Genomic DNA, 20,475 nt, shown 5'->3' with positions numbered 1-20,475 from the left:
ATCCTTCTTATATTGTGGATGCTTTTACAATGATTAAAAAAGTATCGCTGTTGACGGCGCTTTCCGTCACGGCATTTTCGGGCTGGGCGCAGGATGGCGCAGACTCGTTGGTGGTGACGGCAAACCGTGTTGCACAACCTGCAAATACCGTTCTGGCTCCGAGTTCTGTCGTTACCCGGGAAGATATCGAGCGTTGGCAGGCAAAAAGCGTCGTTGAAGTGATGTCGCGCTTACCGGGTGTGGATATCGCCCAAAGCGGCGGCCTGGGTGCTACCTCTTCTACCTTTATTCGCGGGACGGAATCCCGCCATGTGCTGGTGCTGATTGACGGCATTCCACTGAATAACGCTGGGATCAGTAACTCACCGGATCTTAGCCAAATCCCCGTTTCACTCATTCAGCGTGTTGAATACATCCGTGGCCCGCGTTCGGCCCTGTATGGTTCAGATGCGATTGGCGGCGTGATTAACATCATTACGGGTCGGGACACGCCAGGGGCGGAAATCACCGCCAGCGTCGGCTCGAAAGGTTATCAATCCTATGATGGCTCCTTCCAGCAGGTGCTGGATAAAACCAAAATTACCCTGGGCGGTAACTATACCTATACCCGCGGCTTTGATATTGATGCGGCCGATGCGCCACGCCAGCCCGACCGTGACGGCTTTATGAGTAAGTCGCTGTTTGGCTCCGTTGAGCAGCAATTCACTGACAGCCTGAGCGGTTTCGTGCGTGGCCTCGGCTACGACAACCGTACGGCGTATGACGGCTATGAGCACTACGATGACAACTTTATGGTCGATGGCCTGCCTGACACCCGTCAGCTTTACAGCCAGAACTGGGACACCGGCCTGCGCTATCACCAGGGGATTTACCAGACTCAGCTGGTGGGCGGTTACGGTCGCAGTAAAGACCAGAACTACGATCCGAGCAAAGGCCGTTATGCTTCGTCTGCCACCACGGATGACGTTAAGCAATACACTGCCCAGTGGATGAACACCGTCACGGTGGGCCACGGCAATATCGGCGCCGGTCTGGACTGGCAGAAGCAAAAAACCCAGGCGGGAACGGGTTATCTGGATAAAGGCTATGAGCAGCGCAACACTGGCGTGTTCCTGTCTGCTATGCAGCAGTTCGATAGCGTCACTCTGGAAGCCGCCGCGCGTAATGATGACAACTCTAACTTTGGTAACCATAACACCTGGCAGACCAGCGCCGGATGGGAGTTCATTGACGGTTATCGCATCATCGCTTCCTACGGCACCGCCTATAAAGCACCGACCATGAGCCAAATCCACAGTGCGAGCTACGGCAACCCGGATCTGAAACCGGAAGAGAGCAAGCAGTGGGAAGGCGGTTTCGAGGGGCTGACCGGCCCGGTGACCTGGCGCGTATCGGGTTATCGTAACGATATCGACAACCTGATCAGCAGCGACCCGCGTACGTTCCGCTACTACAACGTTGATAAAGCCCGTATCAAAGGTATTGAAGCCACGGCGCAGTTCGATACTGGCCCGGTAGGCCATCAGATTTCTTATGACTACGTGGATCCGCGCAATGCCAAAACGAACGAAGTGCTTGCCCGACGTTCGAAGCAGCAGGTGAAGTATCAGCTGGATACGCAGGTGTGGGATCTCGAATGGAATCTGGCCTACCGTTACCTGGGCACCCGTTATGACGTGGCGTACGATCCTGATACGTTCACCTCAGAGCGAGTGAAAATGGGTGGGGTAAGCCTGTGGGATCTCGCAGTTTCATATCCTGTCACCTCTCACCTTACAGTTCGTGGTAAAATAGCCAACCTGTTCGATAAAGACTACGAGACAGTTTATGGCTACGAAACTGCAGGACGGGAATACACCTTGTCTGGCAGCTACACCTTCTGACCCACGTCCCACCGTACTGGTGTTTGACTCCGGTGTCGGTGGGCTTTCAGTCTATGATGAGATTCGGCAACTTCTGCCGGATCTTCATTACATCTATGCCTTCGATAACGTGGCTTTCCCCTACGGGGAAAAGAGCGAAGCGTTTATTGTTGAACGCGTCGTTGAGATCGTTACCGCCGTGCAACAGCAGTATCCCCTCGCACTGGCGGTGATTGCCTGCAATACCGCCAGTACGGTTTCCCTTCCTGCCTTACGCGAAAAGTTCCCGTTCCCGGTTGTGGGCGTGGTCCCGGCGATCAAACCTGCTGCGCGCCTGACGGCAAATGGCGTGGTGGGGCTCCTGGCAACGCGCGGTACGGTTAAGCGTCCTTATACTCGCGAACTGATCGAACGCTTTGCAAATGAATGCCAGATTGCGATGTTAGGTTCTGCCGAGCTGGTTGAGATGGCGGAAGCCAAACTGCACGGCAAAGCGGTCTCGCTGGACGAGCTGCACCGTGTTCTGCGTCCATGGCTGCGGATGGCGGAGCCGCCGGATACGGTGGTGCTGGGTTGTACGCATTTCCCTTTACTGCAGGAAGAGCTGTTGGCCGTACTTCCGGAAGGCACCCGGCTGGTGGATTCAGGGGCAGCGATTGCCCGTCGCACAGCGTGGCTACTTGAACATGAAGCGCCAGATGCAAAATCTGCCGACGCAAATATCGCTTATTGCATGGCATTGACCGCTGAGACTGAGCAACTTTTACCCGTTTTACATCGTTATGGCTTCGAAACGCTCGAAAAACTAGCGGTGTAGCACGTTTTTGTGCAAAAAAAAGGCAGTTGAAAAGTTTTTTTAAAATAGCTCTTGTCAGCGCCGGAGAACTCCCTATAATGCGCCTCCACTGACACGGAACAACGGCACACAAGCCGCCGGGTCAGCGGGGTTCAGCGATGAATACCCGGCAGAGAAAAGCGCGAAATAATCGCTTGACTCTGAATGAGGAAAGCGTAATATACGCCACCTCGCAACGGTGAGCGAAAGCCGCGTTGCACTGCTCTTTAACAATTTATCAGACAATCTGTGTGGGCACTCAAAGTGACATGGATTCTTAATCTCAAAACTGACTTGCGAGTCATGTTTGCGATATTTGCTCTTTAAAAATCTGGATCAAGCTGAAAATTGAAACGACACACGTTAAGTGTGTTCGAGTCTCTCAAATTTTCACAACACGAAGTGAAACAGCTTCGGGTTGTGAGGTTAATTTGCTCTTTAAAAATCTGGATCAAGCTGAAAATTGAAACGACACACGTTAAGTGTGTTCGAGTCTCTCAAATTTTCACAACACGAAGTGAAACAGCTTCGGGTTGTGAGGTTAAGCGACTAAGCGTACACGGTGGATGCCCTGGCAGTCAGAGGCGATGAAGGACGTGCTAATCTGCGAAAAGCGCCGGCGAGGTGAGATTTTCAGCTGATACAGATTGCAGAATTTGCCTGGCGGCTGTAGCGCGGTGGTCCCACCTGACCCCATGCCGAACTCAGAAGTGAAACGCCGTAGCGCCGATGGTAGTGTGGGGCCTCCCCATGCGAGAGTAGGGAACTGCCAGGCATCAAATTACGTAGTAAACCGGGGCAATAAACCGGTAGTTACAGAAGTATTCGGTGGAGCGGTAGTTCAGTCGGTTAGAATACCTGCCTGTCACGCAGGGGGTCGCGGGTTCGAGTCCCGTCCGTTCCGCCACTTATTTAAACTAAGCCTGCTACATTAGCAGGCTTAGTAGTAAGAAATTTAGGGGCGTAGCTCAGTTGGTAGAGCACCGGTCTCCAAAACCGGGTGTCGCGAGTTCGAGTCTCTCCGCCCCTGCCATATAAAGAATCCTTTGCTTCGGCGAAGGATTTTTTTTGCCTGTAATATTTCAACTTTCCCCTCTTTAAGCCTTTAATTGCGTCCCTGCAACAGGCTGATTCACTCCATCACGTTGATTTTAAGTAGATCTTTGATCTGCCCCTGTTTGTCACTGTTCTGAAGCCAGATAGCGTACAGCGGCCTCTGGAGCAGGGCTGAATCGGTGACCGCATACAGATTTGGTTTATTACTGGCCCAGCGTTGTGGCAGCCAGGTACAACCTTTAAGCGCTGCGAGTTGTTGGCAGGCTATTTCAGCAGAACTGGTTGTCAGGACTGGAACATCGTCCGCTGCAATCAACCCCGCCTCATGCGGCTGGAAATCGGGGCCCCATTCAAGGCGCAGATAATTCAGGTCGCTTTTCAGAGCGGAAGGTTCGGCCGCATAGAGCCCCAGACTGAACTGCCCGAGAACCTGGCTGCTGAATTCATCCATTTTCGGTGCTTCGGTAGTGATCAGAAGATCCAGTTGTCTTTCATGTAGTTGCTTAACCAGCGACTGCCGTTGCGCAATACGCGCCTCAAACTGCAGATGCCCGTGAGAGCGATATAGCCGACTCAGCCACGGGCTAAGCATGCACTCCCATAGCGAGGCGCTGGCACCGATAGAGAATTCATTATGCTTTGAGGTATGAGCAACCTCTTTACGTGCCGCCTGCCAGGTGTTCATGAGCGTTTCGGCATACGGCAGAAGTTTCTCTCCCGCTGGCGTTAAGCGGATGTTGTTGCGATGGCGGGTGAAAAGGTTTACACCGAGCTGATTTTCAAGCTGTCGAATACGAAAGCTCACTGCCGACTGCGTCAGATAAAGCGCTTCTGCGGCGCGCCCAAAGTGGCGAGTTCTGCTCACTTCGAGAAAAGTTTTTAGCAATTCCGTATCCACGGGATTCTCCGCAAAATTATTTGTCGTTATGATTTAAATGTTTTGTTTGACGCTCTGTCAAGCGTAACTAATACTCCGCGCCATAAATAGCTCGGCCAAAGATATAGGAGCGTGTAGGATGGCGGAAAGCTTTACGACGACTAATCGTTTTTTCGACAACAAAAATTATCCACGCGGATTTTCTCGCCATGGTGATTTCACCATCAAAGAGGCACAACTGCTTGAGCGCCATGGTTATGCCTTCAATGAACTGGATTTGGGAAAACGTGAACCCTCCACTGAAGACGAAAAATCATTTGTTGCCGTCTGCCGTGGCGAGCGTGAGCCAGTAACGGAAGCGGAGCGCGTATGGATCAAATATATGGCGCGTATCAAGCGTCCGAAGCGTTTCCATACTCTGTCTGGTGGTAAACCACAGATGGAAGGTGCGGAAGACTACACCGATTCAGACGATTAATAAAAAGGGGCTACGGCCCCTTTTTTTATGCCAGCATCTTTTGCAGGTGTAACAGCAGGCGGTCAATAGCGCGATAGCTCAGCGCTTCCTGTAGATGCCTGCGTTCAATATTTTCACACTCCTCCAGATCGGCAATAGTACGGGCAACTTTTAACAACCGCTGCCACGCACGTACTGACAGACCAAAGTGGGTAAGTGTCTCCTCCAGCCACAGCGCGTCGTCTGCCGCTAGCCGGCAAAAGGTGCGGATCTCTGCGTTATCCAGATGCGCGTTACGTTTATTCTGCCTCGCCAGCTGCCTCTCCTGCGCGGCAATCACTCGGTTTCGCACGGTGAGGCTTGATTCCCCCGTTTTATGTGCCTGGCTTAGCAAGCCTGGCGGCGGGAGTGGGATCTCAAGCGATAAATCGAAGCGATCGAGGAATGGCCCGGACAAGCGACCCAGATAGCGCAGCGTCTGCTCGGGCGAGCAGCGATTATGATTGCCTTGATAGTGCCCCGTTGGGCTGGGGTTCATGGCGGCGATAAGCTGGAAGCGTGCCGGATAACTGATCTTGGCGCGGGTGCGGGAGATATTAATTTGTCCGGATTCGATGGGCTCGCGTAAGGCATCCAGTACGCGACGCTCAAACTCGGGCAATTCGTCCAGGAACAGGATGCCGTTATGTGCCAGTGAGATCTCTCCCGGCGCAGGGATTGCGCCTCCACCCACCATGGCTACCAGCGAGGCACTATGATGCGGGGCCCGGAAAGGGCGCTGACGCCATTGTTTATACATTGATGTGGCGCTGACCAGGCTTACGATAGCCGCGCTTTCCAGCGCCTCATGATTGCTGAGTGGCGGCAGCAGAGTGTTGAGCCGACTCGCGAGCATGGTTTTGCCGGTGCCGGGTGGGCCAATGAGCAACAGGTTATGCGCACCGGCTGCGGTGATCTCCAGCGCCCTCTTACCCTGCTCCTGACCGATGATATCGCTGATGTCACACTCGTTATGTTCGGCAACAAACGGTTCCCCAACGGGCGCGGCCAGCTCATGACGTCCCTCAAGAAAAGCGCACACCTCCTGCAGATGTTCAGCAACCAGGCAGCCTTTTTCTTCAATAAGGCTGACTTCAGCAGCATTATCTCTGGCGACGATAATCTCTCTACCGGCGCGTATAGCCGCCAGAGCGCCAGATATCGCGCCAGGAACCCCTCTTAATGCGCCTGTAAGCGCCAGCTCACCCACAAACTCATATGCGCTTATCCGGGTGGAGGAGAGCTGCTCAGAGGCGACGAGAAGCGCGATGGCGATAGGTAAATCGTATCGTCCGCCTTCCTTGGGGAGATCGGCTGGGGCCAGATTGATAGTGATCTTTTTGGCCGGGAAGGTATAACCACTATTGATGATCGCGCTGCGTACCCGGTCTCTGGCCTCCTTGACGGTGGTTTCGGGCAGGCCGACCAGCGTCAGGCCAGGCAGGCCATTACTGAGATGAACTTCGACGCAAATAAGCGGTGCTTCAACGCCTAATGCAGCGCGGGTATAGACAACCGACAATGACATAAATCGCCTCCTTGTCGTGCCACTATGTCATCTGTCCGACGCGATTTTTACCGTCAGTTCGCGTTTTTACGCGGCCTGTTCCTGATTATTTTCCCTGAATTGCAATGTTTTCATCATCATGGAAGTCTGTTCGCAAAAGGGTAATAAGCTTGTCTTCTCACAGCGATTACCCTGGAAAAAATGAAAATAATTCATTTTCTATTTTTGTCATAAAAAACAATGATTTTTATCTGAATTATTAGCGTAATAAGCAAATGAATTATAAAAAAATGTTGTGTTTAATTCGATATCTGTGATAACTCTTTAGGTATTCCTTCGAACAAGATGCAAAAAGAACAGCAAATGACAGCCCTTCTACGAGTGATTAGCCTGGTCGTGATTAGCGTGGTGGTGATTATTATCCCACCGTGCGGGGCTGCACTTGGACGAGGAAAGGCTTAATAATCAAGCCTTAACGAACTAAGACCCCCGCACCGAAAGGTCCGGGGGTTTTTTTATGACCTTAAAACATAAGCGAGGAGCAGATGATGAGTAATAGCATAATATTCTGTTTCTCCCGATTTACGACGGGGAACTAACTATGAATGGCGCACAATGGGTAGTACATGCGTTGCGGGCGCAGGGAGTCGAGACAGTATTCGGTTACCCGGGTGGTGCAATTATGCCGATTTACGATGCTCTGTATGACGGCGGCGTGGAACATCTGTTGTGCCGACACGAGCAGGGCGCAGCAATGGCGGCCATCGGTTATGCGCGTGCTACAGGGAAAACCGGTGTTTGTATGGCAACTTCCGGCCCTGGCGCGACCAACCTGATCACTGGTCTGGCTGACGCACTGCTTGATTCCGTTCCCGTTGTGGCCATCACCGGTCAGGTTGCCTCTCCCTTCATCGGCACCGATGCTTTCCAGGAAGTGGACGTCCTCGGTTTGTCACTGGCGTGTACGAAACACAGCTTCCTCGTCCAGTCACTCGAAGAGCTGCCTCGCGTCATGGCGGAGGCATTTGAGGTGGCAAACTCAGGCCGTCCTGGTCCGGTTCTGGTTGATATTCCTAAAGATATTCAGGTTGCGCTGGGCGAACTGGAGCCTCACTTCTCTACCGTTGAGAACGCTGATGATTTCCCGCATACCGAAGTAGATGAAGCGAGTCAGATGCTGGCCCACGCGCAAAAGCCGATCCTCTACGTAGGCGGCGGTGTAGGGATGGCGCAGGCCGTTCCAGCCTTGCGTGAGTTTATCGCGGTTACCCAAATGCCCGCGACCTGCACATTGAAAGGGCTGGGCGCGGTGGATGCCGACTACCCGTACTATCTGGGTATGTTGGGGATGCATGGCACGAAAGCGGCCAACCTCGCGGTGCAGGAGTGCGACCTGTTGATCGCTGTGGGCGCGCGCTTTGACGATCGTGTCACCGGCAAGCTGAATACCTTCGCGCCGAATGCCAAAGTCATTCATATGGATATCGATCCGGCAGAGATGAATAAGCTCCGTCAGGCGCATGTGGCTTTGCAGGGCGATCTCAATGCGCTGCTGCCTGCGTTACAACAGCCCTTAGCGATTGACGCATGGCGTCAGCATGCGGCAGCGATGCGCCGCGAACATGCCTGGCGCTATGACCATCCGGGTGACGCTATCTATGCGCCGCTGTTGCTGAAACAGCTGTCGGATCGTAAGCCAGCCGACAGCGTAGTCACTACCGACGTGGGCCAGCACCAGATGTGGTCAGCCCAGCACATGACCTACACGCGTCCGGAAAACTTCATCACCTCAAGCGGCTTAGGCACGATGGGCTTTGGTCTGCCTGCCGCCGTTGGGGCGCAGGTAGCGCGCCCGGACGATACGGTCATCTGTATCTCCGGTGACGGCTCCTTCATGATGAACGTCCAGGAGCTGGGCACTATCAAGCGTAAGCAGTTGCCGGTGAAGATCGTGCTGCTGGATAACCAACGTTTAGGCATGGTTCGCCAGTGGCAGCAGCTCTTTTTCCAGGAGCGTTACAGCGAAACCACCCTGACCGATAACCCCGATTTCCTCGTTCTGGCCAGCGCCTTTGGCATCCCTGGCCAGCACATCACCCGTAAAGACCAGGTTGAAGCGGCACTTGATGAAATGTTGTCAAGCAAGGGGCCTTACCTGCTTCATGTCTCAATCGACGAGCTTGAGAATGTCTGGCCGTTGGTGCCGCCCGGCGCCAGTAACTCACAAATGCTGGAGAAATTATCATGATGCAACATCAGGTCGCCGTTCAGGCTCGCTTCAACCCGGAAACGTTAGAACGTGTATTGCGCGTGGTGCGCCATCGTGGGTTCCAGATCTGTTCGATGAACATGGAAACCGCCACCGACGCGCAGAACATAAATATTGAATTGACCGTTGCCAGTCAGCGCCCCGTCGAATTACTGTTTAGCCAGTTGAGCAAACTTGTCGACGTCGCCCGGGTTGATATCCAGCAGCGTGCCGCTTCATCACAAACACAACAAATCCGCGCCTGAGCGCAAAAGGAAGAAAAATGACGACGAAAAAAGCTGATTTCATTTGGTCCAATGGTGAGATGATTCGCTGGGAGGACGCTAAAGTCCACGTGATGTCCCACGCGCTTCACTACGGTACGTCTGTATTTGAAGGTATCCGTTGCTACGACTCACACAAAGGCCCGGTGGTGTTCCGTCATCGTGAACACATGCAGCGTCTGCGTGATTCAGCCAAAATTTATCGCTTCCCTGTTTCTCAGAGCGTCGACGAGCTGATGGAAGCTTGCCGCGCGGTGCTGCGTAAAAACAACCTGACCAGCGCCTATATTCGTCCGCTGGTTTTCGTGGGTGATGTAGGTATGGGCGTCAACCCGCCAGCCGGTTACACCACCGATGTGATCATCGCCGCGTTCCCGTGGGGAGCATACCTGGGCGCAGAAGCGCTGGAGCAGGGGATCGATGCGATGGTCTCCTCCTGGAACCGTGTGGCGCCAAATACCATTCCGACCGCAGCCAAAGCGGGCGGTAACTATCTCTCCTCCCTACTGGTTGGCAGCGAAGCACGTCGCCACGGTTATCAGGAAGGTATCGCCCTGGATGTGAACGGCTATATCTCTGAAGGTGCGGGTGAGAACCTGTTTGAAGTGAAAGATGGCGTTCTGTTCACTCCGCCATTCACCTCTTCCGCTCTGCCGGGCATCACCCGCGACGCCATTATCAAGCTGGCGCAGGATCTGGGTATCGAAGTGCGCGAGCAGGTGCTGTCCCGTGAATCGCTGTACCTGGCCGATGAAGTGTTTATGTCCGGTACCGCAGCAGAGATCACCCCGGTACGCAGCGTTGACGGTATCCAGGTCGGCGAAGGCCGCCGTGGTCCGGTCACTAAACGTATCCAGGAAGCCTTCTTCGGCCTCTTCACCGGCGAAACCGAAGATAAATGGGGTTGGTTGGACCAGGTTAATCCATAAGCATAAATATGGGACGGCACGCACCGTCCCATTTACCAGATAGACGGGAGTAAATAACGCATGCCTAAGTACCGTTCCGCCACCACCACTCACGGCCGCAACATGGCGGGCGCCCGCGCGCTGTGGCGCGCCACCGGAATGACCGACGCCGATTTCGGGAAACCGATTATCGCCGTGGTCAACTCTTTTACCCAGTTTGTGCCTGGCCACGTGCACCTGCGCGACCTCGGAAAGCTGGTTGCCGAGCAGATTGAAGCCTCCGGCGGCGTGGCAAAAGAGTTCAACACCATCGCCGTGGATGACGGGATCGCAATGGGGCACGGGGGCATGCTTTATTCACTGCCGTCGCGCGAGCTGATTGCCGACTCGGTGGAGTACATGGTGAACGCCCACTGTGCCGATGCCATGGTCTGTATCTCCAACTGCGACAAAATCACCCCAGGGATGCTGATGGCCTCCCTGCGGCTGAACATTCCGGTGATCTTCGTCTCCGGCGGCCCAATGGAAGCGGGTAAAACCAAGCTCTCCGATAAGATCATCAAGCTCGACCTGGTTGACGCGATGATTCAGGGCGCGGACCCGAAAGTCTCCGACGAGCAGAGCGAACAGGTTGAACGTTCAGCATGCCCGACCTGCGGCTCCTGCTCCGGGATGTTCACCGCCAACTCGATGAACTGCCTGACCGAAGCGCTGGGCTTATCTCAGCCGGGTAACGGCTCGCTGCTGGCGACCCACGCCGATCGTAAGGAGCTGTTTATCAATGCCGGTAAACGCATCGTTGAACTGACCAAACGCTACTACGAGCAGGACGATGCCAGCGCGCTGCCGCGCAATATCGCCAGCAAAGCGGCATTTGAAAACGCCATGACGCTGGATATCGCCATGGGCGGTTCCACTAACACCGTTCTGCACCTGCTGGCCGCCGCGCAGGAAGCAGAGATCGACTTCACCATGAGTGATATCGACAAGCTCTCCCGCAAGGTGCCGCAGCTGTGTAAGGTTGCGCCAAGCACGCAAAAATACCATATGGAAGATGTTCACCGTGCCGGTGGCGTGCTGGGGATCCTCGGTGAGCTGGATCGCGCCGGGTTGATGAACCGCGACGTGAAAAACGTGCTGGGCCTGACGCTGCCGCAGGCGCTGGATCAGTATGATGTGATGCTGACCAAAGATGAGTCAGTGAAAAAAATGTTCCGCGCCGGTCCGGCCGGTATCCGTACCACCCAGGCGTTCTCGCAGGATTGTCGCTGGGACAGCCTGGATGACGATCGCGCTGAAGGTTGTATCCGCTCGCTGGAACATGCCTACAGCAAAGATGGTGGCCTGGCGGTTCTGTACGGCAACTTTGCGGAAAACGGCTGTATCGTTAAAACCGCAGGCGTGGATGACAGCATCCTGAAATTTACCGGCCCGGCAAAAGTCTACGAGAGCCAGGACGAGGCGGTAGAAGCGATCCTCGGCGGCAAAGTGGTTGAAGGCGATGTTGTGGTGATCCGCTACGAAGGGCCGAAAGGCGGGCCGGGAATGCAGGAGATGCTCTACCCGACCACCTTCCTGAAATCGATGGGCCTCGGTAAAGCCTGTGCGCTGATCACCGACGGTCGCTTCTCCGGCGGCACCTCCGGTCTCTCTATCGGCCACGTTTCGCCGGAAGCAGCCAGCGGCGGCAACATCGCGATCATCGAAGATGGCGACCTGATCGAAATCGACATTCCGAATCGCGGTATCCAGCTGAAACTGAGCGACCAGGAAATTGCAGCCCGCCGCGAAGCACAGGAAGCGCGTGGGGATAAAGCCTGGACGCCGAAAGATCGCCAGCGTGAAGTCTCCTTCGCCCTGCGCGCATACGCGACCCTTGCGACCAGTGCAGATAAAGGCGCAGTGCGCGATAAATCTAAACTTGGGGGCTAATGATGGCCGAATCCCAACCCTTATCCGCCGCCCCTGAGGGGGCGGAGTATCTCAGGGCGGTGCTACGTGCGCCGGTGTATGAAGCGGTGCAGGTCACGCCACTGCAAAAAATGGACAAGCTCTCGGCGCGCCTCGATAACGTCATTCTGGTAAAACGTGAGGACCGTCAGCCGGTACACAGCTTTAAGCTGCGCGGCGCTTACGCGATGATGGCCGGGCTGACCGATGAGCAAAAAGCGCGTGGTGTGATCACGGCATCTGCGGGCAACCATGCCCAGGGCGTGGCGTTCTCGTCTGCGCGTCTGGGGTTAAAAGCGCTGATTGTAATGCCGGTTGCCACGGCAGATATCAAAGTGGATGCGGTACGTGGTTTTGGCGGCGAAGTGCTGCTCCACGGTGCCAATTTTGACGAAGCGAAAGCCAAAGCGATCGAGCTGGCACAGCTGCAGGGTTTCACCTGGGTGCCGCCGTTCGATCATCCGATGGTGATTGCCGGCCAGGGGACGCTGGCGCTGGAGCTGCTGCAGCAGGATGCCCATCTTGATCGGGTGTTTGTTCCGGTCGGCGGCGGTGGCCTGGCGGCAGGCGTGGCGGTACTCATCAAACAGCTGATGCCGCAGATCAAGGTGATTGCCGTGGAAGCGGAAGAATCTGCCTGCCTGAAGGCGGCGCTGGATGCCGGACACCCGGTAGACCTGCCGCGCGTTGGGTTGTTTGCCGAGGGCGTGGCGGTGAAACGCATCGGGGATGAAACCTTCCGCGTCTGCCGGGAGTATCTCGACGACATCATCACCGTCGACAGCGATGCGATTTGCGCGGCGATGAAAGATCTCTTCGAGGATGTGCGCGCGGTTGCAGAGCCGTCCGGCGCGCTGGCGCTGGCGGGGATGAAAAAATATATCGCCCAGCACAACATTCGCGGCGAGCGTCTGGCCCATGTCCTTTCCGGTGCTAACGTCAACTTCCATGGCCTGCGCTACGTTTCCGAGCGTTGCGAGCTGGGTGAACAGCGTGAAGCGCTGCTGGCGGTGACCATCCCGGAAGAGAAGGGCAGCTTCCTCAAGTTCTGCCAGCTGCTGGGTGGCCGTTCGGTAACGGAGTTCAATTACCGTTTTGCCGATGCTAAAGATGCCTGCATTTTTGTCGGCGTGCGTCTGAGCCGCGGTCTGGAAGAGCGTAAGGAGATCCTCAGCCTGCTGCATGAAGGTGGCTACAGCGTGGTGGATCTCTCCGACGACGAGATGGCGAAGCTGCACGTGCGCTACATGGTGGGCGGGCGTCCGTCTAAACCGTTACGGGAGCGTCTGTTCAGCTTTGAGTTTCCGGAGTCGCCCGGCGCGCTGCTGAAGTTCCTACATACCCTGGGCACGCACTGGAACATTTCCCTGTTCCACTACCGTAGCCACGGCACCGACTACGGTCGGGTGCTGGCGGCGTTTGAACTGGGCGAGCACGAGCCGGATTTCGAAACGCGGCTGAACGAACTGGGCTACGAGTGTCATGACGAAACCCACAACCCGGCGTTCAGGTTCTTCCTGGCGGGTTAAGTGAGTCGTAGGCCGGGTTAGCGCAGCGCCACCCGGCTTTAGTGGTTCGGCAATATCTTCCAGAACGCATCAATAAGCGGCTCATGCAGCCGCTTTTTTTGTGCGCAGACGCCAAGCTCAAACGGCGTTTTTTCGTCGCTGCGCTCCAGAATCATCACACGGTTACGCACCGGCTCCGGGCTGTTCTCCAGCACCACTTCCGGCAGCAGCGCCACGCCGCAGCCGAGCGCCACCATTGAGACCATCGCCTCATGGCCGCCCACTGTCGCATAGATGGAAGGGTTGCTGATTTTCTGACGACGGAACCACAGCTCAATGCGACGGCGCACCGGCCCCTGATCGGCCATGATAAAGGGCACCGTTGACCAGTCGGGCTTCTCCACCGACACCTGGTTGCGTACCGGGCAGGGCAGCGCCGGGGCAATCAGCACTACCGCCAGATTTTCCAGCATCGAGAAGGCCACTGCCCCCGGCAGGGTTTCCGGTTTGCCGGCAATGGCCAGAGCCGCTTCACCCGTCACTACCTTTTCCATCGCATCGGCAGCATCGCCGGTGGTGAGTTTGATCTCGACCGAGGGATGCTCCGCGCGGAAGCGGTCAAGAATAGGCGGAAGATGGCTGTAGGCGGCGGTCACCGAGCAGAAGATGTGGAGCTCGCCGGACAGAGAGGGCCCCTGCTGGTCGATGGTGTGGCGCAGTTGCTGATACTGCAATAGCGTCTGCTGGGCAAACGTACGCAACTCTTCCCCCGCTTCGGTGAGCGTCACCGTGCGGTTATCACGCACAAACAGCGGCTGGCCGAGATCCTCTTCCAGACGCTGGATCTGGCGGGAAAGCGTGGAGGGGCTGACATGCATCGCCCGCGCGCTGCGGCCAAAATGGCGGCTTTCCGCCAGATGCAGAAACATTTTTAGATCGCGTAAATCCACCGATTCCACTCCCCCTTTTTACATTGCAAATATTGCAACATGACGTTGTGAATATATCAATTTCCGCAATAAATTTCCTGTTGTAATGTGGGTACATTCTCGCTGAACAGCGAACCGAACAATAAGACACACAACATCACGAGGTATCACCATGGCTAACTACTTCAACACACTGAACCTGCGCCAGCAGCTGGCGCAGCTGGGCAAATGCCGCTTTATGGCGCGCGATGAATTTGCCGATGGCGCAAGCTACCTTCAGGGTAAGAAAGTGGTCATTGTCGGCTGTGGCGCCCAGGGCCTGAACCAGGGTCTGAACATGCGCGACTCCGGCCTGGATATCTCCTACGCCCTGCGTAAAGAAGCGATTGCTGAGAAGCGTGCTTCCTGGCGCAAAGCGACCGAAAACGGCTTCAAAGTGGGTACCTACGAAGAGCTGATCCCACAGGCGGATCTGGTTGTTAACCTGACGCCAGACAAACAGCACTCTGACGTTGTGCGTTCCGTACAGCCTATGATGAAAGATGGCGCGGCGCTGGGTTATTCCCACGGCTTCAACATCGTTGAAGTGGGCGAGCAGATCCGTAAAGACATCACCGTCGTGATGGTGGCGCCGAAGTGCCCGGGTACCGAAGTGCGTGAAGAGTACAAACGTGGTTTCGGTGTGCCGACCCTGATCGCGGTTCACCCGGAAAACGATCCGAAAGGCGAAGGGATGGCGATTGCCAAAGCATGGGCAGCCGCCACCGGCGGCCACCGTGCGGGCGTTCTGGAATCCTCCTTCGTTGCGGAAGTGAAATCTGACCTGATGGGTGAGCAGACTATCCTGTGCGGCATGCTGCAGGCCGGTTCTCTGCTCTGCTTCGACAAGCTGGTGGAAGAGGGTACTGATCCGGCATATGCGGAAAAACTGATTCAGTTCGGCTGGGAAACCATCACCGAAGCGCTGAAGCAGGGCGGCATCACCCTGATGATGGATCGCCTGTCTAATCCGGCGAAACTGCGTGCCTTCGCCCTGTCCGAGCAGCTGAAAACCATCATGGCGCCGCTGTTCCAGAAACATATGGACGACATCATCTCCGGTGAGTTCTCTTCCGGCATGATGGCTGACTGGGCCAACGACGACAAAAACCTGCTGACCTGGCGCGAAGAGACCGGTAAAACCGCGTTCGAAACTGCGCCACAGTATGAAGGCAAAATCAGCGAGCAGGAGTACTTCGATAAAGGCGTTCTGATGATTGCGATGGTGAAAGCGGGCGTTGAGCTGGCGTTCGAAACCATGGTGGATTCCGGCATCATCGAAGAGTCTGCGTACTATGAATCCCTGCACGAGCTGCCGCTGATCGCGAACACCATCGCCCGTAAGCGTCTGTATGAGATGAACGTGGTTATCTCCGATACCGCAGAATACGGTAACTACCTGTTCTCTTATGCCTGCGTACCGCTGCTGAAAGAGTTCATGACCACCCTGCAGCCAGGCGATCTGGGCAAAGCGATTGCCGAAGGTGCGGTAGATAATGCCCAGCTGCGTGACGTGAACGAAGCGATTCGCAGCCACGAGATCGAGAAAGTGGGTCAGAAGCTGCGTGGTTATATGACCGATATGAAACGTATCGCAGTAGCAGGCTAAAACCTCATGTCGGGTGGCGCTGCGCTTACCCGACCTACAAAGCTGTATCAAGTAGGCCGGGTAAGGCGAAGCCGCCACCCGGCTTTTTATTTGCGGTACAGCACTTTAATGATGTGGTAACCGAACTGGGTGTGCAGCGGGCCGGTTGGCTCCAGCACCGGGCAGGAGAAGACCACTTTATCGAACGCCGGGACCATCTGACCCTGGCGGAATTCACCCAGATCGCCGCCGCGTTTGCCTGACGGGCAAATAGAGTGCTTCTTCGCCAGCTTGCCGAAGTCGGCGCCGTTTTTAATCTGCTCCAGAAGATCCAGAGCCAGTTTCTCTTCTTTAACAAGAATATGCAGTGCTGCTGCTGTTTTTGCCATGATCGTGCCTTGAAGGGTTGAGTTAAATCGGGGCGCAATATACCACGCGTTAGCGGCGATACAGCACCTTAATGATATGGTAGCCATACTTCGTTTTGACCGGGCCGTAGGGTTTCAGCAGCGGGCAGCTAAAAACTGCCTCATCGAAAGGGCCCACCATCACACCCTGCTTAAATTCCCCTAAATCGCCGCCGTTGCGCCCGGAGGGACATTTAGAGTAGCGCTTCGCCAGATGATCGAAGCTGATGCCGCGTTCCAGTTTGGCAAGGATCTCCTGCGCCAGCTTCTCTTCTTTTACCAGAATGTGCAGGGCCGCTGCGCTCTTTTTCATGGTTCTGCTCTCGGGGTTAATCGCGTTTTGTTCACTTTATCATTAGCCGGTAAATCTGCGCCCGGCTTTCTGCTACAATCCCCACCCCGTTCGAAGATTGAGCAATATTCCCATGCGTTTAAACCCTGGACAACAACAAGCGGTCGAATTCGTTACTGGACCATGCCTGGTGCTGGCAGGGGCGGGTTCCGGTAAAACCCGCGTCATCACCAACAAAATCGCCCACCTGATCCGCGGCTGCGGCTATCAGGCACGCCACATTGCCGCGGTGACCTTTACCAACAAAGCGGCGCGCGAGATGAAAGAGCGTGTCGGGCAGACGTTAGGGCGCAAAGAGGCCCGCGGCCTGATGATCTCCACCTTCCATACCCTGGGTCTGGATATCATTAAGCGCGAATATGCGGCGTTGGGGATGAAAGCCAACTTCTCACTGTTTGACGATACCGATCAGGTGGCGTTGCTGAAAGAGCTGACCGAAGGGCTGATCGAAGATGACAAAGTGGTGCTGCAGCAGTTGATCTCCACGATCTCAAACTGGAAAAACGATCTGATGAGCCCTGCCCAGGCCGCCGCAAGCGCCAAGGGGGAGCGGGATCGGATCTTTGCCCACTGCTACAGCCTGTATAACGATCATCTCAAAGCCTGCAATGTGCTCGACTTTGACGACCTGATCCTGCTGCCTACGCTGCTGCTGCAAAGTAATGAAGAGGTGCGTGAGCGCTGGCAGAACAAGATCCGCTACCTGCTGGTGGATGAATATCAGGACACCAACACCAGCCAGTACGAGCTGGTGAAACTGCTGGTGGGTCAGCGGGCGCGTTTCACCGTGGTGGGCGACGATGACCAGTCGATCTACTCCTGGCGCGGCGCTCGTCCACAGAACCTGGTCCTGCTCAGTAAGGACTTCCCGGCGCTACAGGTGATCAAGCTGGAGCAGAACTACCGCTCATCCGGGCGTATTCTGAAGGCGGCCAACATCCTGATCGCCAATAACCCACATGTGTTTGAAAAACGCCTTTTTTCCGAACTGGGATACGGCACGGAGCTGAAGGTGCTCAGCGCCAACAATGAAGATCACGAAGCCGAGCGCGTGGCGGGCGAACTGATTGCCCATCACTTCGTGAACAAAACCAACTACAAAGATTACGCCATTCTCTATCGCGGAAATCACCAGTCGCGCGTCTTTGAAAAGATGCTGATGCAGAACCGCATCCCGTACAAAATCTCCGGCGGGACGTCGTTCTTCTCGCGCCCGGAAATCAAGGATCTGCTCGCCTACCTGCGGGTACTGACCAACCCGGACGATGACAGCGCTTTTCTGCGGATCGTCAATACGCCGAAGCGCGAGATTGGCCCGGCGACACTGCAAAAACTGGGCGAGTGGGCGATGACCCGCAACAAGAGCCTGCTGAACGCCAGCTTTGATCTGGGCCTGAGCCAGACCTTAACCGGGCGCGGCTATGAATCGCTGACCCGCTTTACCTACTGGTTGCGTGAAATCCAGCAGCTCAGCGAGCGGGAACCGATTAATGCGGTGCGGGATCTGATCCGCGGCATCGACTATGAATCCTGGTTGTATGAAACTTCCGCCAGCCCGAAAGCGGCCGAGATGCGGATGAAGAACGTTAACCAGCTCTTCACCTGGATGACCGAGATGCTGGAAGGTTCCGATATCGACGAGCCGATGACCCTGACCCAGGTCGTCACTCGCTTTACCCTGCGCGATATGATGGAGCGCGGCGAAAGCGAAGAGGAGGCGGATCAGGTGCAGCTGATGACCCTGCATGCCTCGAAAGGACTTGAGTTCCCGTATGTCTATCTGGTGGGCATGGAAGAGGGCTTACTGCCGCACCAGAGCAGCATTGATGAGGATAACGTCGATGAAGAGCGTCGTCTGGCCTATGTAGGCATCACGCGGGCGCAAAAAGAGCTGACATTTACGCTGTGTAAGGAGCGGCGTCAGTATGGAGAGCTGGTGCGTCCGGAGCCGAGCCGTTTCCTGCTGGAGTTACCGCAGGATGATGTACTCTGGGAGCAGGAGCGCAAAGTGATTACCGCTGAAGAGCGGATGCATAAAGGCCAGGCCAGTATCGCCAATATTCGTGCGATGATGGAAAAGGCAAAAAACCGCTAGTCTGAAGGCCCGGTAAGCGTTGCGCTACCGGGCATATCGTCGTGATTAATGAACCTCAAGCGCCCAGTGTACGTAGCTCTGCCACTGGGACTCCTGTACCAGCATTTCGGCACCCAGCGGATGCGTCTCCAGCCAGTTTTCCGGCAAGGTTAGCGTCAGCTTCTCACCTTCCGCCTTCAGCGTGATGGCCGGCAACAGATCGTCCCGGCGACGGCTGGCAAAGAGGATCGCCAGACGCAGCAGGCGGCACAGATGTTCCGCCACGCGCGGCGGAACCGCGTTTTGCTGGTGGAGCGAAGAGAGATCGACAGGGTTGGTCTGGTTTAACAGCAGCGTGGCCAACAATTTCTTTTGCGCCGGGGTAAAGCCGGGCAAATCGAGATTGCGCACCAGATACGCCGCGTGTAGCGGTGCTTGTTTGAAATCGACGCTCAGCCCCATTTCATGTAACTGGCAGGCGCTAAGCAGTAATTCGCGGCAGATAGGCTCAATATGCCACTCATTTTCGACGAGATCGAGGAAACGTGTCGCCAGATTCGCTACCCGGTGCGCCTGTTCAATATCGACCATGAACCGCCGCTGAATGTTGCGCAGCGTGTGGTCGCGAATATCCTGATCGACCGCCAGATGCAGCATGCCGTAGACCAGACCTTCTCGCAGGGCGCCGCCCGCAAGGGTCATGCACTGAATATTCAGTTCGGTGAAAATGGCAATCAGGATCGCCAGCCCGCTCGGGAAGACCAGTGCGCGCTCAAGGGTGAGTCCTTCAATTTCCAGCTCTTCCAGGCGGCCGCAGAGGATCGCGCGCTGTTTTAACTGCTGAAGTTTCGCCAGCGTGATGCGCTCATCCATCCCCTGCGCCATCATGATTTCCTGCAACGCCTGAACGGTGCCGGAAGCACCGACGCAGACTTTCCAGCCGTGATAACGCAGCTCATCCGCCACCGGACGCAGCACTTCGCGCGCGGCTTTTTCCGCGTCATCAAAGTTTTCTTGCGCCAGATTGCGATCGGTGAAGTAGCGTTCAAGCCAGGTGACACAACCCATCGATAAGCTGTTCAGGGATGTCGCCTGGGCGCCATTACCGGTGACCAGCTCAGTGCTTGCGCCACCGATGTCCACCACCAGACGACGCTCGTCACCGCCCGTGGTATGCGCTACTCCCTGATAAATCAGGCGGGCTTCTTCTTCACCACTGATCACCTGTATCGGGCAGCCGAGGATCTGCTGGGCCGTGGCAATAAATTCACCGGCATTCACCGCCAGACGCAGGGTTGCGGTAGCGACAACGCGGATTTGCTGAGAAGGGATATCCTGCAGGCGTTCGGCAAAAAGGCGCAGACATTGCCAGCCACGCTCCATGGCTTCTGGAGAGAGCTGATTACCAGCACTCAGGCCCGCCGCGAGGCGGACCTTGCGCTTAATACGCGTCAGCGTTTGAACACTGCCCGCCACCTCGCGTACAACCAGCATATGAAAACTATTCGAACCTAAATCAATAGCTGCATAGAGCGAGGTAGACCGGAGCATATTT

General features: G+C 55.7%; 17 protein-coding genes, 2 tRNA genes and 1 rRNA gene. 14 read left to right on the top strand and 6 right to left on the bottom strand.

Features of this window, described 5'->3' with window-relative positions; translation table 11 throughout:
* Window positions 1-29: 29 nt before the first annotated feature.
* The 5 genes from btuB (at window position 30) to FHC51_RS04865 (ending at window position 3,730) form a co-directional block, all read left to right on the top strand.
* Complete coding sequence (gene btuB / locus FHC51_RS04885) at window positions 30-1,883, top strand: TonB-dependent vitamin B12 receptor BtuB (RefSeq protein WP_220435010.1); 1,854 nt, start codon at window positions 30-32, stop codon at window positions 1,881-1,883.
* On the top strand, window positions 1,828-2,679 hold the full coding sequence (gene murI, locus FHC51_RS04880; protein WP_220435009.1) for a glutamate racemase: 852 nt from the start codon (window positions 1,828-1,830) through the stop codon (window positions 2,677-2,679). Before btuB ends, murI begins: the two co-directional genes overlap by 56 nt.
* A 677-nt stretch (window positions 2,680-3,356) precedes the next feature.
* Window positions 3,357-3,472, top strand: a 5S ribosomal RNA gene (gene rrf / locus FHC51_RS04875).
* 55 nt (window positions 3,473-3,527) lie between these two features.
* Window positions 3,528-3,604, top strand: a tRNA-Asp gene (locus tag FHC51_RS04870).
* Between the two features lie 50 nt (window positions 3,605-3,654).
* Window positions 3,655-3,730: transfer RNA gene (locus FHC51_RS04865), tRNA-Trp, on the top strand.
* Between the two features lie 99 nt (window positions 3,731-3,829).
* On the opposite strand, the gene hdfR is transcribed toward FHC51_RS04865, so the two are convergent.
* Window positions 3,830-4,651, bottom strand: coding sequence for an HTH-type transcriptional regulator HdfR (hdfR, locus tag FHC51_RS04860; protein ID WP_220435008.1), 822 nt, complete (start codon window positions 4,649-4,651; stop codon window positions 3,830-3,832).
* Between the two features lie 118 nt (window positions 4,652-4,769).
* Between hdfR and FHC51_RS04855 the strand changes: the two genes are divergently transcribed.
* Window positions 4,770-5,108, top strand: a complete 339-nt coding sequence (locus FHC51_RS04855) for a DUF413 domain-containing protein (RefSeq protein ID WP_039031246.1) — start codon at window positions 4,770-4,772, stop codon at window positions 5,106-5,108.
* A gap of 25 nt (window positions 5,109-5,133) precedes the next feature.
* Here FHC51_RS04855 and FHC51_RS04850 read toward each other — a convergent pair whose 3' ends face one another.
* Window positions 5,134-6,654, bottom strand: coding sequence for a YifB family Mg chelatase-like AAA ATPase (locus FHC51_RS04850; RefSeq protein WP_220435007.1), 1,521 nt, complete (start codon window positions 6,652-6,654; stop codon window positions 5,134-5,136).
* Between the two features lie 342 nt (window positions 6,655-6,996).
* Here FHC51_RS04850 and ilvL point away from each other — a divergent pair, with 342 nt between their 5' ends.
* From ilvL to ilvA, 6 genes are all read left to right on the top strand, one after another.
* Window positions 6,997-7,095 (top strand): ilv operon leader peptide, encoded by a 99-nt coding sequence (gene ilvL, locus FHC51_RS04845; protein ID WP_001311244.1) that lies wholly within the window; start codon window positions 6,997-6,999, stop codon window positions 7,093-7,095.
* A 139-nt stretch (window positions 7,096-7,234) separates the two neighbouring features.
* A complete protein-coding gene (ilvG, locus tag FHC51_RS04840) occupies window positions 7,235-8,881 on the top strand; it encodes an acetolactate synthase 2 catalytic subunit (RefSeq protein WP_220435006.1) in 1,647 nt (548 codons plus the stop codon).
* The gene (gene ilvM, locus FHC51_RS04835) at window positions 8,878-9,147 is read left to right on the top strand and encodes an acetolactate synthase 2 small subunit (RefSeq protein WP_103177473.1); all 270 of its coding nucleotides are present in this window, start codon (window positions 8,878-8,880) and stop codon (window positions 9,145-9,147) included. Before ilvG ends, ilvM begins: the two co-directional genes overlap by 4 nt.
* Window positions 9,148-9,164: 17 nt before the next feature.
* Window positions 9,165-10,094: a branched-chain-amino-acid transaminase gene (gene ilvE / locus FHC51_RS04830; RefSeq protein WP_103825309.1), complete on the top strand. Its 930-nt coding sequence runs from the start codon at window positions 9,165-9,167 to the stop codon at window positions 10,092-10,094.
* Between the two features lie 60 nt (window positions 10,095-10,154).
* Complete coding sequence (ilvD, locus tag FHC51_RS04825; RefSeq protein WP_103177471.1) at window positions 10,155-12,005, top strand: dihydroxy-acid dehydratase; 1,851 nt, start codon at window positions 10,155-10,157, stop codon at window positions 12,003-12,005.
* Window positions 12,006-12,007: 2 nt separating this feature from the next.
* Window positions 12,008-13,552 (top strand): threonine ammonia-lyase, biosynthetic, encoded by a 1,545-nt coding sequence (gene ilvA / locus FHC51_RS04820; protein WP_220436652.1) that lies wholly within the window; start codon window positions 12,008-12,010, stop codon window positions 13,550-13,552.
* Window positions 13,553-13,590: 38 nt separating this feature from the next.
* Here the strand turns inward: ilvA and ilvY are convergent, their stop codons facing one another.
* A complete protein-coding gene (gene ilvY / locus FHC51_RS04815) occupies window positions 13,591-14,481 on the bottom strand; it encodes an HTH-type transcriptional activator IlvY (protein ID WP_220435005.1) in 891 nt (296 codons plus the stop codon).
* A 151-nt stretch (window positions 14,482-14,632) separates the two neighbouring features.
* On the opposite strand from ilvY, the gene ilvC reads away from it, so the two are divergent.
* Window positions 14,633-16,108: a ketol-acid reductoisomerase gene (ilvC, locus tag FHC51_RS04810; protein ID WP_114316402.1), complete on the top strand. Its 1,476-nt coding sequence runs from the start codon at window positions 14,633-14,635 to the stop codon at window positions 16,106-16,108.
* Window positions 16,109-16,194: 86 nt separating this feature from the next.
* On the opposite strand, the gene ppiC (FHC51_RS04805) is transcribed toward ilvC, so the two are convergent.
* Window positions 16,195-16,476: a peptidylprolyl isomerase PpiC gene (gene ppiC, locus FHC51_RS04805; protein ID WP_004886861.1), complete on the bottom strand. Its 282-nt coding sequence runs from the start codon at window positions 16,474-16,476 to the stop codon at window positions 16,195-16,197.
* A 49-nt stretch (window positions 16,477-16,525) separates the two neighbouring features.
* Window positions 16,526-16,807 carry a peptidylprolyl isomerase PpiC gene (gene ppiC / locus FHC51_RS04800; protein WP_103825311.1) on the bottom strand — a complete coding sequence of 94 codons (282 nt, stop codon included), beginning with the start codon at window positions 16,805-16,807 and terminating at the stop codon, window positions 16,526-16,528.
* Between the two features lie 112 nt (window positions 16,808-16,919).
* Here ppiC (FHC51_RS04800) and rep point away from each other — a divergent pair, with 112 nt between their 5' ends.
* The gene (rep, locus tag FHC51_RS04795; RefSeq protein ID WP_220435004.1) at window positions 16,920-18,941 is read left to right on the top strand and encodes a DNA helicase Rep; all 2,022 of its coding nucleotides are present in this window, start codon (window positions 16,920-16,922) and stop codon (window positions 18,939-18,941) included.
* Window positions 18,942-18,986: 45 nt separating this feature from the next.
* Here the strand turns inward: rep and gppA are convergent, their stop codons facing one another.
* Window positions 18,987-20,471, bottom strand: a complete 1,485-nt coding sequence (gppA, locus tag FHC51_RS04790) for a guanosine-5'-triphosphate,3'-diphosphate diphosphatase (RefSeq protein WP_220435003.1) — start codon at window positions 20,469-20,471, stop codon at window positions 18,987-18,989.
* Between the last annotated feature and the right edge of the window lie 4 nt (window positions 20,472-20,475).

The sequence above is a fragment of the Leclercia sp. EC_58 genome (genome assembly GCF_019584355.1).
Lineage (GTDB): Bacteria > Pseudomonadota > Gammaproteobacteria > Enterobacterales > Enterobacteriaceae > Enterobacter.
This window is presented reverse-complemented; position numbering and strand designations above follow the sequence as displayed.